Annotated in this window: 12 protein-coding genes; 5 read left to right on the top strand and 7 right to left on the bottom strand. The window is 60.1% G+C overall.

Translation table 11 applies throughout. The features are described 5' to 3' along the window. The first annotated feature begins 26 nt into the window (after positions 1–26). Positions 27–2,975: an HD domain-containing phosphohydrolase gene (locus ACYZTK_RS23115; RefSeq protein ID WP_462011938.1), complete on the top strand. Its 2,949-nt coding sequence runs from the start codon at positions 27–29 to the stop codon at positions 2,973–2,975. Here ACYZTK_RS23115 and ACYZTK_RS23110 read toward each other — a convergent pair whose 3' ends face one another. After that, positions 2,976–3,458 (bottom strand): GAF domain-containing protein, encoded by a 483-nt coding sequence (locus ACYZTK_RS23110; protein WP_462011937.1) that lies wholly within the window; start codon positions 3,456–3,458, stop codon positions 2,976–2,978. Beyond that, positions 3,455–4,345 carry an ATP-binding protein gene (locus ACYZTK_RS23105; protein WP_462011936.1) on the bottom strand — a complete coding sequence of 297 codons (891 nt, stop codon included), beginning with the start codon at positions 4,343–4,345 and terminating at the stop codon, positions 3,455–3,457. The genes ACYZTK_RS23110 and ACYZTK_RS23105 overlap by 4 nt, the downstream gene beginning before the upstream one ends. Before the next feature lie 134 nt (positions 4,346–4,479). Here ACYZTK_RS23105 and ACYZTK_RS23100 point away from each other — a divergent pair, with 134 nt between their 5' ends. Further along, positions 4,480–6,801 carry a hybrid sensor histidine kinase/response regulator gene (locus tag ACYZTK_RS23100; protein WP_462011935.1) on the top strand — a complete coding sequence of 774 codons (2,322 nt, stop codon included), beginning with the start codon at positions 4,480–4,482 and terminating at the stop codon, positions 6,799–6,801. On the opposite strand, the gene ACYZTK_RS23095 is transcribed toward ACYZTK_RS23100, so the two are convergent. The 3 genes from ACYZTK_RS23095 to msrB all read right to left on the bottom strand — a co-directional run bounded on the left by ACYZTK_RS23095 (position 6,785) and on the right by msrB (position 9,214). Further along, entirely contained in the window at positions 6,785–7,243 is a 459-nt protein-coding gene (locus tag ACYZTK_RS23095; protein WP_462011934.1) for a MarR family winged helix-turn-helix transcriptional regulator, read from the bottom strand. The genes ACYZTK_RS23100 and ACYZTK_RS23095 overlap by 17 nt on opposite strands. Next, positions 7,240–7,725 carry a glutathione peroxidase gene (locus ACYZTK_RS23090; protein ID WP_462011933.1) on the bottom strand — a complete coding sequence of 162 codons (486 nt, stop codon included), beginning with the start codon at positions 7,723–7,725 and terminating at the stop codon, positions 7,240–7,242. The genes ACYZTK_RS23095 and ACYZTK_RS23090 overlap by 4 nt, the downstream gene beginning before the upstream one ends. Before the next feature lie 1,093 nt (positions 7,726–8,818). Continuing rightward, positions 8,819–9,214, bottom strand: a complete 396-nt coding sequence (msrB, locus tag ACYZTK_RS23085) for a peptide-methionine (R)-S-oxide reductase MsrB (protein WP_462011932.1) — start codon at positions 9,212–9,214, stop codon at positions 8,819–8,821. Between the two features lie 226 nt (positions 9,215–9,440). On the opposite strand from msrB, the gene ACYZTK_RS23080 reads away from it, so the two are divergent. Then, positions 9,441–10,652 carry a pyridoxal phosphate-dependent aminotransferase gene (locus tag ACYZTK_RS23080; protein WP_282380133.1) on the top strand — a complete coding sequence of 404 codons (1,212 nt, stop codon included), beginning with the start codon at positions 9,441–9,443 and terminating at the stop codon, positions 10,650–10,652. 317 nt (positions 10,653–10,969) lie between these two features. Then, the gene (gene htpX / locus ACYZTK_RS23075; protein WP_462011931.1) at positions 10,970–11,857 is read left to right on the top strand and encodes a protease HtpX; all 888 of its coding nucleotides are present in this window, start codon (positions 10,970–10,972) and stop codon (positions 11,855–11,857) included. Positions 11,858–12,035: 178 nt separating this feature from the next. Here the strand turns inward: htpX and ACYZTK_RS23070 are convergent, their stop codons facing one another. Continuing rightward, a complete protein-coding gene (locus tag ACYZTK_RS23070) occupies positions 12,036–12,692 on the bottom strand; it encodes a thiopurine S-methyltransferase (protein WP_462011930.1) in 657 nt (218 codons plus the stop codon). 103 nt (positions 12,693–12,795) lie between these two features. Here ACYZTK_RS23070 and ACYZTK_RS23065 point away from each other — a divergent pair, with 103 nt between their 5' ends. Continuing rightward, positions 12,796–13,563 carry a DODA-type extradiol aromatic ring-opening family dioxygenase gene (locus tag ACYZTK_RS23065; protein ID WP_462011929.1) on the top strand — a complete coding sequence of 256 codons (768 nt, stop codon included), beginning with the start codon at positions 12,796–12,798 and terminating at the stop codon, positions 13,561–13,563. Positions 13,564–13,593: 30 nt separating this feature from the next. Here the strand turns inward: ACYZTK_RS23065 and ACYZTK_RS23060 are convergent, their stop codons facing one another. Beyond that, entirely contained in the window at positions 13,594–14,307 is a 714-nt protein-coding gene (locus tag ACYZTK_RS23060) for a UTRA domain-containing protein (protein ID WP_462011928.1), read from the bottom strand. Positions 14,308–14,331: the final 24 nt, after the last annotated feature.

The following is a 14,331-nucleotide window of genomic DNA, read 5'->3' as shown; positions in this document are numbered from 1 at the left end:
GAGTTAAACCCCAGGAGAGCACTGCAATGCCCAGCCCACTGCGCCCGGATCAACGGCGATTCCCGCTGCATGTGCATATCAGCGTGATGTTTACCTTGCTGCTACTGCTGACCGGCGTGGTCCTGGGGATCTTCAACTATCGCCAGACCACGCAGATCATCCTCTCCAGCAGTGAAAAACTGTTTGAGCGCATAGAGCAGGACGTGCGGCTGGACCTGCATACCACCTACCAACCGATTCGCCATCTACTGAGCTTGCTGGTGGATAACCCGGCAACCCAGGCGCCAGACCTTGAGCAGCGCCTGGCATTGCTCAAGCCCTTCAGCCAATCACTGACAGACAACCCCAACCTCGCCTCGCTGTACCTGGGCTATGCCGATGGTGATTTTTTCATGGTCCGTCCGCTGCGCACAGCCGACCTGAAAGCGCGCACCCAGGCGCCGGAGGCTGCGGCATTCGAGGTCTGGAGCATCGAGCGCAACCGCGGCGATGGTCAACTTAAATCCCAGTCGCTGTTTTTTGATCGCAACCTGGTGCTTGTCGACCGTGAAGACCATCTCGACGAGGTTTACGACCCGCGCGCCCGCGCCTGGTTTTCCAGCGCTCGCACCGAGCTGGAACAGATCACCACCGAGCCTTACGTGTTTTTCTCGACCCATAACGTGGGCACCACACTGGCCCGGCGCAGCGGCGAACAGGCAGTCATGGGCGCCGACCTGACACTGGCGGAGCTTTCTGCAACCCTGGCCAAGCATGTCGTGACCCCAGCCACCGAAATCGTCCTGTTCAATGCCGACGGCAATGCCATCGCCTACCCCGACAGCAGCAGGCTGGTTGTTGACGACCAGACCGCCCGGCTGATCAAGGCAGCCAATTTGAGCCCCAGCCTCGGCGCGTTGCTCGGCAGCCCGCCTGCGGGCAATCGGCTGGAGGTCAATGGCCGGCAGTGGATCGTTGCTCGCAGCAGCATGCAGGAGGGCGGCCCCCAGGGGCTGCAACTGGCATTGCTGGTGCCCGAAGACGAACTGCTCGTGGATGCGTACCGCCTGCGCTGGCAAGGTGCGTTGGTAACCTTGGCCACACTGCTGTTGTGCCTGCCGCTGGGCTGGCTGACTTCCAGGATCCTGGTCAAACCCCTGCGCGCGCTGGTGCAGGAAGCTGACGCCATCCGCAGTTTCGACTTCAATTTCCCCGCCGCAAAGCGCTCACCAGTACTCGAGGTCGACCAGTTGGGCGTGTCGATGGCGCGCATGAAGGACACCCTGGGGAGCTTTTTCCAGATCACCGACAGCCTCAGCGCCGAGACCCGTTTTGCCCCTTTGCTGGAGCGGGTGCTGTTTGAGACGGTGAAAATCGGCCAGGCCCACGCCGGCCTGATCTACCTGCGGGAAAATGACGGCGACCGCTTCGAACCCCTGGGGCTGGTGATCGACGGCGCTTCACAGGCGCTGCCCGCCTACGATGTTCAAGGGCACGAGCCGCAATCTCCGGAGAGCCCCGCCTGGCTGCGGCAACTCGCCGAGTCGGACACGATCGTGGTGAGCCTGGGTTTCGAGCAAGCGGGCGACTTGCGCAAAGTGCTGCTGAAAATGGAGTGTCCGCGCTTTCACCTGATCGGCATCCGCCTGCACAACCGTCACAACGAGACGGTGGGCCTGCTGGTGCTGCTGTTGGCGGACAGTGGCAAGCAAAGTGACCTGGAAAAACTTCGCCCGGACCGCATCGCCTTCCTTCAGGCAGTCTCCGGCGCGGCGGCGGTGAGCATTGAAAGCCAGCGCCTGCAGACCAAACAGAAACAGTTGCTGGACTCGTTCATCCAACTGCTGGCCGGGGCGATCGATGCAAAAAGTCCTTACACCGGCGGCCATTGCCAGCGCGTGCCGACCCTGACCCTGATGCTTGCGCAAGCCGCTGCCGCCAGCCAGGAACCGGCGTTCAAGGGTTACCAGCCTACCGAAGACGAGTGGGAGGCCTTGCACATCGCCGCCTGGCTGCACGACTGCGGCAAGGTCACCACCCCGGAATATGTGGTGGATAAAGCCACCAAACTTGAAACCCTGAACGACCGCATACACGAAATCCGCACTCGTTTCGAAGTGCTCAAGCGCGACGTCTGGATCAATTATTGGCAGGGCACCGCCCTGGGCGGCGACGAGAAACAGCTGGACAGCCTGCGCGATGCCAGCCTGGCTGCGCTGGACGATGACTTTGCCTTCGTCGCCCGTTGCAACCTGGGCAGCGAAGCCATGGCGCAAGCCGATCTGCAACGTTTAAGCAGCCTCGCCCAACGCACCTGGACCCGAACCTTGGACGACCGACTGGGGGTTTCCTGGGAAGAGAACCGGCGTCAGGCGCGCACTCCATCACCGCGCCTGCCCGTCAGCGAACCGCTGCTGGCAGACAAGGCCGAGCATTTGTTCGAGCGTGCCGAAAGCGAACTGATTCCTGCGGAAAATCCCTGGGGTTTCAAGCTCGATGTTCCCCTCTACAAGTACAACCGGGGCGAACTGTACAACCTGAGCATTACCCGTGGCACGCTGACCCGTGAAGAGCGCTACATCATCAATCACCACATGGTGCAGACGATCCTGATGCTCAGCCACCTGCCCTTCCCCGGTCACCTGAACAACGTTGCGGAAATTGCTGGCGGCCATCACGAGAAAATGGACGGCACCGGCTACCCCAAGCAGTTGAAGCGCGAAGAAATGAGCCTGCCGGCACGGATGATGGCGATCGCGGATATTTTCGAAGCACTCACCGCCGCCGATCGTCCCTACAAGAAGGCCAAGTCATTGAGCGAAGCGCTGGGCATCATGGCAACCATGTGCCGGGACGCACACATCGATCCCGAGTTGTTCGAGCTGTTCATCCACGCCGGAATTTATCGGCAGTACGCCGAACAGTTTCTCGACCCACAGCAGATCGATGCGGTGGACACCGCAAGCCTGCTGGTCAAGGCAGGCCTGCAGGACTGATCAGCAATCCGACAGGCGCAGGAAGATCGCGGCCAACTGTTCGATGCCCGCCTGGTCCTGGGCGGTAAACCGCGCCAGTTTCGGACTGTCGAGATCGAGTACGCCGATCAGCCGGCCTTCCTTCACCAGAGGCACCACCAACTCGCTGTTGGAAGCGCTGTCGCAGGCGATATGCCCAGGGAAGGCGTGAACATCCTCGACCCGCTGGGTCTGCAAGGTCGCCGCCGCAGCCCCGCAAACACCGCGACCGAAGGGAATACGTACACACGCAATCTGCCCCTGGAACGGACCCAGCACCAGCTCTTCCTGGCGATTAAGATAAAACCCCGCCCAGTTCAAATCATCGAGCTGGTTGAACAGGAACGCCGAGAATTGCGCGGCATTGGCTATGAAATCCCGCTCATCGGCCAGCAATGATTCCAGCTGCGCCTGCAACATGCCGTAGCCTTCAAGGCCCTGGCCGCTCTGTTGTATATCGATCATGCCTTGTGCTCCAACAGCTTTAGCCCGACCCAGTAACGGGCAAATTGATAGGCGCAACGGCCATTACGATTGCCGCGCCCGGTGGCCCAGCGCACGGCGAGAATATCCAGTTCCTCGTCACGTTGCCATTTGAGACCCGCCTTGTCGGCGAGTTGCCCGATCCAGTGCTCGACAACGTTGAGAAAGTGTTCCTGGGTGAACGGATAAAACGACAGCCACAAGCCGAAGCGGTCCGACAGGGCGATCTTGTCTTCCACGGCTTCGCTGGGGTGCAGCTCGCCGTCGACGCGTTTCCAGTTCTCGTTGTCGCTTTCCTTTTCCGGCACCAGGTGCCGGCGGTTCGAAGTGGCGTATAGCAAGACGTTGTCCGGCGCCTGTTCGAGGGATCCGTCGAGCACGCTCTTGAGCACCCGGTAATCGCCCTCACCCGATTCGAACGACAGGTCATCGCAAAACAGCACAAAGCGCTGGGGCAGCTTGCCAATCTGTTCAACCACCCGCGGCAGGTCGGCCAGGTGATCACGCTCGATCTCGATCAGGCGCAGACCTGCCTGGGCATGCTCGGCCAGCAGCGCCCGCACCAGCGAAGACTTGCCAGTACCCCGGGAGCCCCACAGCAGCGCATGGTTGGCGGGCATGCCATCAAGGAATTGTTGAGTGTTGCGGCCCAGTTGCTCCAGCTGGCGGTCGACGCCGATCAGGTCGGACAGGCGCATGTCGAGGCTGACCTCCAGCGGCAGCAAAAACCCACTGCGCCCCTCGCGCTGCCAGCGGGCGGCCAGGCATGTGGTCCAGTCGATGGCTTGCCGAGGTGCGGGCAACAAAGGTTCGATACGGGCTAAAACGGCATCGGCACGTTCCAGAAAAGCATTCAATCGGGAATCCACGTCTTCTCCTCGGGCTTATTCACAGTAATCATGGCGCTACAGCGATGACGCACAGGGCTCGCGACAACGCCGGTATCCATGCATCATCAGCTATGCTTGGGCAGCGCAGGGAAACGAAAGTGGTTCAACACCCCATGGATATCAAATTCACCAACCGGCTGTCGTACAAGCAAGCCCGGCTGACCGTGCTGGTTGGTTTCATTCTCGGCACGCTGCTCAGCCTGCTGCAGATAGGCATCGATTATGCCAGTGAAGACGCCTCCATCAACCGTGAAATCCAGTCTCTGCTGGAAATCAGCCACAACCCGGCTTCGCGTATCGCCTACAACATCGATGCAGAACTCGCCCAGGAGCTGACGCTGGGGCTGTTGCGCTCGCCGGCAATCATCGGCGCGCAGTTGATCGACAACAACGGCACAGAGCTGGCGAACGTCAAGCGACCGCCTCAGCAAAGCACTTATCGGGTGCTGAGCGACTATCTGTTTGGCGCCGAGCGACAATTCGAAGATCGCCTGTACCTGCACCATCTGCCCAAAGAATCCCTCGGCACCCTGCGCCTGGAAGTCGACACCTATGCATTCGGCAGCCGCTTTCTGCGCCGGGCGGAAGTGACGCTGCTCAATGGATTTGCGCGCAGCCTGTTGCTGACCGGCATCCTGCTTGCGCTGTTTTACGTAATGCTGACCAAACCCCTGGTGCGGGTCATCCGCGAACTCAGCGAGCGCGATCCGCGCAGCGTCGAACCGACCTGGCTGGAGTATCCGGCGGGGCATCAGCACGATGAAATCGGCGTGCTGGTCAAGGTTGCCAACCAGCAGTTCGAGAACATCGCCACGGAAATCCAGCAACGCCGCAACGCGGAGAACCGCCTGACCGACTACCTCGCCCAGCTGGAAAATGTCGTTTCCGCACGGACTGCCGAACTCAAGGCGATCAACAGCCGGCTCAGCCAGTCCAACCAGGCACTGGAGGTGGCGCGCAGCACCGCGCTGGATATGGCTGAGGCGCGTTCGGTGTTTCTCGCCAACATGAGCCACGAAATCCGCACTCCGCTCAACGGTCTGTTGGGGATGATCGCGTTGTCCCTTGATGGTCCGCTGAATGCCGAACAGCAGCAGCAACTTTCCATCGCCCATGACTCGGGCAAGGTGCTGGTGGAGCTGCTCAACGACATCCTCGATTTGTCGAAATTCGACGCCGGCCAGCTGGAGCTCGAGCACATTCCATTCGACCTCGGCGCGCTGGTCGAGGACACCGCCAACCTGCTGTCGCAGAACGCCGCGCCCAGTGTTGAGTTGACCTGCCTGATCGATCCGCGCTTTCCGGCGCTGGTCCTCGGCGATCCGACCCGCGTTCGGCAAATTGTCAGCAACTTGCTGTCCAACGCGCTCAAATTCACTCGTTTTGGCCGCGTCGATGTGCGTCTGTCGACCTTCAAGGACGGCGTCAGGATCGAAGTCTGCGACACCGGCATTGGCATTCCCCAGGACGCCCAGGTAAAGATTTTCCAGCCGTTCACCCAGGCCGGGGCCGGCATTACCCGACAATTCGGAGGCACAGGACTCGGCCTCGCGTTGACCTTCAACCTGTGCGAAGCCATGCAGGGGCGCCTGTCCATCAGCTCGGAAGCCGGTTTCGGCAGCCAGTTCTGTGCCGACCTGCCGCTACCCTGTCACACCCGCGCGCTGCCGCCGAGTGCCTTGCAGGGCAAAGTGGTGGCCATCACCGCAGCCAGCAGCGGCCTCGCGGAACTGTTGAAGAATGTGTTGCCGGTCTGGGGGCTGGAGTATCAACAGCGGTCAATCGAGGACTCCCTGCTCGGTCTGGACCCCGACGTGGTCATTACCGATTGCCCGGAATGTCTGTTCGTCCTGCGCCCGAACTGTACCGCGCCGATTTTGCTGGTGACCGCCTACGGCAGTTTCATGCCCAGCGAAGAAGCCAGCGCCCTCGCCCCCTTGCAACAGCAGGCGCGGCCACTGGCGCGTAACGCGCTGTTCCAGACATTACGACGGGTACTGCAGCCGGAAATCAACACGATCAACGACGCCCGCCTCGAAGCGCTGTCACCCCAGCGACGCGGAAGGGTATTGCTGGTGGAGGACAATCCGGTCAACCAATTGGTAGCCAAGCGCATGCTCGGCAAGTTGGGTTGCGAGGTGGTGGTGGCGGCGCACGGCGCCGAGGCTCTGGATCAGCTTGAGCAGCGTGAGTTCGACCTGGTGCTGATGGACTGCAACATGCCGGTGATGGATGGCTATGAAGCCAGCCGGCAGATTCGCCGCAGCGGTCGCTGGCCGCAATTGCCGATCGTGGCCCTGACTGCCAACGCCATGTCCGAGGAACGCGAACGCTGCCGTGCCGCAGGCATGAGCGATTATTTGGCCAAACCCTTCCGCCGCGAGGAGCTCGCGGCCCTGCTGGACTTATGGATGCCGGCTACGACAACGCCCTGATCTGGCCCAACAAGTGATCGAGGCCGTCGCGCAGTTCATGCAACCGATCCAGATCGACGCCGCTGTCGCACAACAACCGGGCCTTGAGCGGCGCGACCTGATCCCGCAACGCCTTGCCCGCCTCGCTGAGACTAATGTGCACTTCCCGTTCATCACGGGAAGAGCGCCGGCGCTGGACCAGTTGCAGCTGTTCGAGACGCTTGAGCAACGGCGTCAGGGTCCCGGAATCCAGCGCCAGGCGCTCACCCAGGGCCTTGACCGTTGGCTGCTGCGGGGCGTTTTCCTGCCACTCCCACAACACCAGCATGGCCAGGTACTGCGGGTAGGTCAGCCCGAGCTGGTCGAGCATCGGCTTGTACGCCCGGATCACCGCCCGGGACGCGGCGTACAGCTTGAAGCACAGTTGGCTGTCGAGCTGCAGGGAGTCGAACGGCGTATTCATTTGAGCAGGGCTTCGATCTCACGGCTCAGGTCCTGCGGCTTGGTCGCCGGGGCAAAGCGTTTGACCAACTGGCCATCCTTGCCGATGAGGAATTTGGTGAAGTTCCACTTGATGCCCTGTGAGCCCAATACGCCAGGTGCACGTTTTTTCAACTGGACGAACAATGGGTGGGCGCCGGCGCCGTTGACTTCGATTTTCTTGAACAGCGGAAAGCTGACGCCGAAGTTCAGCTCACAGAACTCGGAAATCGCCCCTTCATTGCCGGGTTCCTGTTTGCCGAACTGGTTGCAGGGGAAACCCAGTACGACCAGGCCCTGGTCCTTGTAGGTCTGCCACAACGCTTCGAGCCCCTTGTATTGCGGGGTGAAGCCGCATTTGCTGGCGGTGTTGACGACCAGTACGGCTTTGCCGGCGTAGTCCGCCAGGGTTTTTTGTTCGCCGGTGATGGTGGTGCACGGGATGCTCAGCAGGTTGTCGGTCATGGGTGGGCTCTTGGGTTTGGGGGAGCTTTTAAGATAGTGAGCAATTGAATTGTGTGCAATTTAATTTTTGTCTGGCCTTTTGTTATTCCGGTCTTCTGTAGGAGCTGTGTTGGGGGTGTGTAGGAGCTGTCGAGAGAAACGAGGCTGCGATCTTTTGATCTTGCTGTGTACATATCCATTTCTGCGGTCACGGCTTCCATTGGTTCCGCTTTTACAGCGGGTCACTTGGAAAAGCGCCAAGTAACCAAGCGCTTCTTGCCCCACCACTCGGCACCTCGCCTAGGCTCGGTGTGCCCTCACTCCGGCATTGCTCCGCGGGCCGCCGCGATTGCCCATCCATGGGCCAGCGCGGCTAAACCGGCATCCTTGCCGGTTTACCCGCTGCGCAATGCCTGCGTTCGGCCAGCGTGGTTTTACGGGGCGCCTGTCATCAAAAGCTTTGCCGTGGCGGCCTTCGGGCCGACCAAGGCATCAAGCCGGCGCGCTGCGCGCGTTTGATCGTGCGCCTTCTCTGAATTTGAAATGAGAACCTGTGGGGGTTCATATCTGTGGGAGCAGAGCTCGCTCGCGATGACTGATTGGCATTCAATACTTATGGTGACTGGTACGCCGTCATCGCGAGCAAGCTTTGCTCCCACAGGGGTACTTGCATTCAAGGGTGTGCCATTCACCGCTGATGCACAGCCGAACTACCAGCCAGGTCGGCTCTCAGGCCGCCTCGGCCCGGTTCTTGATCGCGGACGCCCCGTTAACCACGCTGGCCGAACGCAGGCATTGCGTAGCGGGTAAACCGGCAAGGATGCCGGTTTAGCCGCGCTGGCCCATGGATGGGCCATCGCGGCGGCCCGCGGAGCAATGCCGGAGTGAGGGCACACCGAGCCCTAGCGAGGTGCCAAGTGGTGGGGCAGAAAGCGCTTGGTTACTTGGCGCTTCTCCAAGTGACCCGCTGTAAAAGCGGAACCAATGGAAGCCGTTACCGCAGAAATGGATATGTACACAAAGCGAGATCAAAAGATCGCAGCCTCGTTTCACTCGGCAGCTCCTACAGGACAACCGAACACCCCGCCGTCACCGAAAAAATGGAGGTACCCGATCATTCCCGAGGAACAAGATCCAGACACACCGAATTGATGCAATACCGCAACCCGGTCGGCGGCGGCCCATCCGGGAACACGTGGCCCAGATGCGCATCGCACTTGCCACACACCACCTCGGTGCGAATCATCCCGTGGCTGACATCACGAATCTCGACCATCGCACTGTCACCAATCGGCGCATAAAAGCTCGGCCAGCCACAGCCTGAGTCGAATTTGGTCTTCGAATCAAACAGCGGCTCGTTGCAACAGATACAGTGGTAAACACCGTCAGTCCTGGTGCCATTGTATTTGCCGGAAAACGGGCGTTCGGTGCCCTTCAGACGGCAAACGTTATACTGCTCCGGATCGAGCATGGCCTTCCATTCTTCAAGAGTTCTATCCAACTTTTCCATCGTCACACCTCAGCAGCTGAAAAAGCCCGATCTGTACCTTTTCCACGGATCGGGCGGCACGTATGATTGCGCCTCGTCAAACCCCAGTCTGGCAGCCAGACCACGCGCATTCAAACGGATTTACGGGTGCTGCATTTCAAAGCGCCAGGCCTGTGTGAATACGCAGGATTCCCAGTACGGTAGTTCATACGCCGCCTGGATCGTTCATTTTCGGGAACACATCGCCATGCAGGTCAGCAAATCGAACAAGCTCGCCAACGTCTGCTACGACATTCGCGGCCCAGTGCTCAAGCACGCCAAACGCCTGGAAGAGGAAGGCCATCGCATCCTCAAGCTGAACATCGGCAATCCTGCGCCTTTTGGTTTCGAAGCGCCGGATGAAATCCTCCAGGACGTGATCCGCAACCTGCCGACCGCCCAAGGCTACAGCGATTCCAAAGGCTTGTTCAGCGCGCGCAAGGCCGTCATGCAGTACTACCAGCAAAAGCAGGTGGAAGGCGTCGGCATTGAGGACATCTACCTGGGCAATGGCGTCTCCGAGCTGATCGTGATGTCGATGCAGGCGCTGCTCAACAACGGCGATGAAGTCCTGGTGCCGGCCCCGGACTATCCACTGTGGACCGCTGCGGTGAGCTTGTCTGGCGGCAATCCGGTGCATTACCTGTGCGACGAACAGGCCAATTGGTGGCCGGACCTGGCCGATATCAAGGCCAAGATCACGCCTAACACCAAGGCCCTGGTGATCATCAACCCGAACAACCCGACCGGGGCGGTGTACTCGAAGGAAGTGTTGCTGGGCATGCTCGAACTGGCCCGCCAGCACAACCTGGTGGTGTTTTCCGACGAGATCTACGACAAGATCCTGTACGACGATGCCGTGCACATCTGCACCGCGTCCCTGGCGCCGGACCTGCTATGCCTGACCTTCAACGGCCTGTCGAAGTCCTATCGCGTGGCGGGTTTCCGTTCCGGCTGGATCGCCATCTCCGGTCCAAAACACCATGCCCAGAGCTACATCGAGGGCATCGATATGCTCGCCAACATGCGCCTGTGCGCCAACGTGCCAAGCCAGCACGCGATCCAGACCGCGCTGGGCGGTTACCAGAGCATCAATGACCTGGTGCTGCCGCAGGGTCGCCTGCTGGAACAGCGCAACCGCACCTGGGAACTGCTCAACGCCATACCCGGCGTCAGCTGCGTAAAACCGATGGGCGCTCTGTATGCCTTCCCGCGGATTGACCCGAAAGTCTGCCCGATCCATAACGACGAGAAGTTTGTTCTCGACCTGCTGCTCTCGGAAAAGCTGCTGGTGGTGCAAGGTACCGCCTTCAACTGGCCATGGCCGGATCACTTCCGCGTTGTCACATTGCCCCGAGTGGACGACCTGGACATGGCCATAGGCCGCATCGGCAACTTTCTCAAGTCCTATCGCCAGTAAGGCCCGGACTCACCGTGCGACGCCAGTCAATGTCGCACGGTGACTAATTCAGCAATACTTATTCCCTGCCAACCCTGCACCGCTATTACGCCAGCTGAGCACGACCAGGTTCCGGGCTGCGGTCCAATAACGACGGCCCGCGCCTTGGGAAACGGCTGACATGATTTTCCCCGGTTCACGTCGGAAACGCCCTGCAAACAGCTAGTCTGTGGCTGTAGGACACAGTTTGAAATAGTCACCCGGTTGAATAGCCCGGTGCAGCACCTTATATACCCCGCAGTACGCTACATCTTTAGCTTGAGGAGATTTCTACAACCATGATGCGCATCCTGCTGTTTTTGGCCACTAACCTGGCGGTCGTGCTGATTGCCAGCATCACCCTGAGCCTTTTCGGCTTCAACGGGTTCATGGCGGCCAATGGGGTTGATCTCAACCTCAATCAGCTGCTGATTTTCTGTGCGGTCTTTGGTTTTGCCGGTTCGCTGTTCTCGCTGTTCATCTCCAAGTGGATGGCGAAGATGAGCACCAGCACCCAGATCATTACCCAGCCGCGCACTCGTCACGAGCAATGGCTGCTGCAAACGGTTGAGCAGCTGTCTCGGGAAGCCGGAATCAAGATGCCGGAGGTCGGCATTTTCCCGGCCTACGAGGCAAACGCCTTTGCCACTGGCTGGAACAAAAACGACGCGCTGGTCGCGGTCAGCCAGGGCCTGCTCGAGCGCTTTTCGCCGGATGAAGTTAAGGCCGTGCTGGCCCACGAGATCGGGCACGTGGCCAATGGCGACATGGTCACCCTGGCGCTGATCCAGGGCGTGGTGAACACCTTCGTGATGTTCTTTGCGCGGATTATCGGCAACTTCGTCGACAAAGTGATCTTCAAGAACGAAGGAGGCCAGGGCATCGCTTATTACGTCGCGACGATCTTCGCCGAACTGGTGCTGGGTATCCTGGCCAGCTCGATCGTCATGTGGTTCTCGCGCAAACGCGAATTCCGTGCCGACGAAGCCGGTGCACGCCTGGCCGGTTCCAGCGCGATGATCGGTGCCTTGCAACGCCTGCGGGCCGAGCAGGGTCTGCCAGTGCACATGCCGGACACGCTGAACGCGTTTGGCATCAACGGCGGTATCAAGCAAGGGTTCGCGCGCATGTTCATGAGCCACCCGCCGCTGGAAGAGCGTATTGACGCACTGCGTCGTCGGGGCTGACAGTCCCTGCTGGAACAGAAAGGCCCGCAGCGATGCGGGCCTTTTTTGTTTGTCTGGATTAGTGATGCTGATTCGGCCCCCTTCGCGAGCAAGCCCGCTCCCACAGGGAGCCGCGCCTGGCACCGATCCAGTGTGGGAGCGGGCTTGCTCGCGAAGGGGCCAATACAGACAATATCAATTAACGGGCAGAAACCCGATAAACCCGCTCCTCAAGCCGCGTTACGCCGGCCTCGGCAAACTTCCACTCCTCACCCAGCACATCCTGGTCTTCCAGGATCTTCAGCGCCCAGTAGTTCCCAAACAGGCGCTGCACTTCATCATCGAGCACGGCAAACGGCGGCCCGTCTTTTTGCGCCTGGTCGTAATCAAGGGTAATCAACAGCCCCAATGCGTCCTTTGGCAGAATCCGGTTCAGGTGGTCCGCGTATTCCTTACGCATCTTCGGCGGCAGCGCAATCAGCGCAGCACGGTCGTACAACCCGGAGCAATCGGCCACATCACCCGCCGTCAACTCGAAGAAATCCCCGCACCACAGCTCGATCGAGCCGGCGCGGTAGACCTTGAAGGGTCCCTGTTCGCTGACATCAGGGTCAAAATGATGCTCACTGAAGAAATCCTCGACGGCCTTTTCCGACAGCTCGATCCCAAGGACTTCATGACCCTCACGCGCGAGCCACAGCAGGTCCAGACTTTTCCCACACAACGGCACCAACACGCGAGCGCCTTCTTCCAGGTCCAGTTGCGGCCAGAACCGTCGCAGATAAGGATTCACTTGCGGCAGATGGAAGCCGATCTGATTCGACTGCCACCGCTTGTGCCAAAACTCCGGCTGCATAAATAACCCCGAAAATTCGATCAAAACACCCTAAAACTTATATTAGATTTAGATCAATGATCTGACTGAAGATGAGGCCATCTTAACTCTCAGGAGCTCATCCATGTTCCCCAGTCTGTATATATCCCACGGTTCCCCCATGCTGGCGCTGGAACCGGGTGCAAGCGGCCCCGCCCTGGCGCGGCTCGCCGCCCAATTGCCGCGCCCCAAGGCTATCGTGATTGTCTCGGCACATTGGGAAAGCGACGAACTGCTGGTCAGCGGCAATCCGCATCCGGAGACCTGGCACGACTTTGGTGGTTTTCCCAAGGCGCTGTTCGAGGTCCAATACCCGGCCCCCGGCGATCCACAACTGGCGCTGGAGGTGGTCGAACTGCTCAAGACCGCCGCCCTGCCGGCGCGCATCGATACTAAAAGACCCTTCGACCACGGCGTCTGGGTACCGCTGTCGCTGATGTACCCGCAAGCAGACATCCCGGTGGTACAGGTCTCGCTGCCGACCCGTGGCGGTCCGGCCTTGCAGACCCGCGTCGGACAGGCCCTCTCAGGCTTGCGTGAACAAGACGTGCTGTTGATCGGGTCTGGCAGCATCACCCACAACCTGCGCGAGCTCGACCGGCATGCCGGCCCGGACAGTGTCGAACCCTGGGCCGAGACATTCCGCGACTGGATCATCGAGAAACTTGCCGCCAACGATGAATCCGCACTGCATAACTATCGTCAGCAAGCGCCGAACGCCGTTCGCAACCACCCAAGCGACGAACACCTGTTGCCGCTGTACTTCGCCCGCGGCGCCGGCGGCCCCTTCAGCATCAGCCACAAGGGTTTCACCATGGGCGCATTGGGGATGGATATTTATCGATTCGGCTAATCAGGCTATTGAGTCTGGTTGCGACCTGGCTCAGGTGACATCGACGCTGACGTGGATGGCATCGTGGCGCCAGAACTCCAGGTCGCAATCGATCAGCCGTTCGTGCTGGTCGTAGTTGACCCGAGCGATGCGCAATCCAGGGCTGCCCACCGACACGCGCAAGGCGGCGGAGGCATCCACCGACAGCGCCGTCGGCACGATCTCGAAGCGCACCCTGCCGTAATGCAGATCGTAATGCCGGGCGTACAGCTCGGTAATCGACTGATTCAAATCGAAATCGAGTATTCCCGGGAAAAACCGTGGATTGAGATAGTGCTCGACGTACAACACCAGCCGCTGGTCAATCCGCCGCGCCCGGCAGATCTGAATCACGCTGGACAAGGCCGGCAGCTGCAGCCAGGCACAGACTGCCGCTGACGCCGGTTGCAGGCGTGCACTGATCACTTCGGTCGATGGCACCCGGCCCTGGGCGCTGACCATCGCGTGAAAGTGACTGCGCTGCATCAGGTTGTAGGCCAGGCGTGGCGGCGAGACGAACCAGCCGCGGCGTTCTTCCCGGTAAATCTGCCCCTGGGCTTCCAGCTGCAACAGTGCTTCGCGCACGGTAATCCTGGTGGTACCGAACAACTCACTGAGCTTGCGCTCTGCCGGGAGTTTGCTACCGGGAGCCAACAGCCCGTGATCGAGCTGTTCCTGCAGCACTTGGCCGATCGCTGTCACCGCTTTAGTTGTCTCGATGCGCATCAACGTTACCTATCTGGACTAGAC

The sequence above is a fragment of the Pseudomonas sp. LB3P31 genome, from assembly GCF_054897945.1.
The sequence above is the reverse complement of the archived record's forward strand: the minus strand, read 5'-3'. Positions and strand labels throughout refer to the sequence as shown.

What these genes read in the sequence shown, in the direction of transcription:
- ACYZTK_RS23115 (WP_462011938.1), top strand. Translation starts at nt 27, where the DNA reads ATGCCCAGCCCACTGCGCCCGGATCAACGGCGATTCCCGCTGCATGTG.
- ACYZTK_RS23110 (WP_462011937.1), bottom strand. Translation starts at nt 3,458, where the DNA reads ATGATCGATATACAACAGAGCGGCCAGGGCCTTGAAGGCTACGGCATG.
- ACYZTK_RS23100 (WP_462011935.1), top strand. Translation starts at nt 4,480, where the DNA reads ATGGATATCAAATTCACCAACCGGCTGTCGTACAAGCAAGCCCGGCTG.
- ACYZTK_RS23095 (WP_462011934.1), bottom strand. Translation starts at nt 7,243, where the DNA reads ATGAATACGCCGTTCGACTCCCTGCAGCTCGACAGCCAACTGTGCTTC.
- ACYZTK_RS23090 (WP_462011933.1), bottom strand. Translation starts at nt 7,725, where the DNA reads ATGACCGACAACCTGCTGAGCATCCCGTGCACCACCATCACCGGCGAA.
- msrB (WP_462011932.1), bottom strand. Translation starts at nt 9,214, where the DNA reads ATGGAAAAGTTGGATAGAACTCTTGAAGAATGGAAGGCCATGCTCGAT.
- ACYZTK_RS23080 (WP_282380133.1), top strand. Translation starts at nt 9,441, where the DNA reads ATGCAGGTCAGCAAATCGAACAAGCTCGCCAACGTCTGCTACGACATT.
- htpX (WP_462011931.1), top strand. Translation starts at nt 10,970, where the DNA reads ATGATGCGCATCCTGCTGTTTTTGGCCACTAACCTGGCGGTCGTGCTG.
- ACYZTK_RS23070 (WP_462011930.1), bottom strand. Translation starts at nt 12,692, where the DNA reads ATGCAGCCGGAGTTTTGGCACAAGCGGTGGCAGTCGAATCAGATCGGC.
- ACYZTK_RS23065 (WP_462011929.1), top strand. Translation starts at nt 12,796, where the DNA reads ATGTTCCCCAGTCTGTATATATCCCACGGTTCCCCCATGCTGGCGCTG.
- ACYZTK_RS23060 (WP_462011928.1), bottom strand. Translation starts at nt 14,307, where the DNA reads ATGCGCATCGAGACAACTAAAGCGGTGACAGCGATCGGCCAAGTGCTG.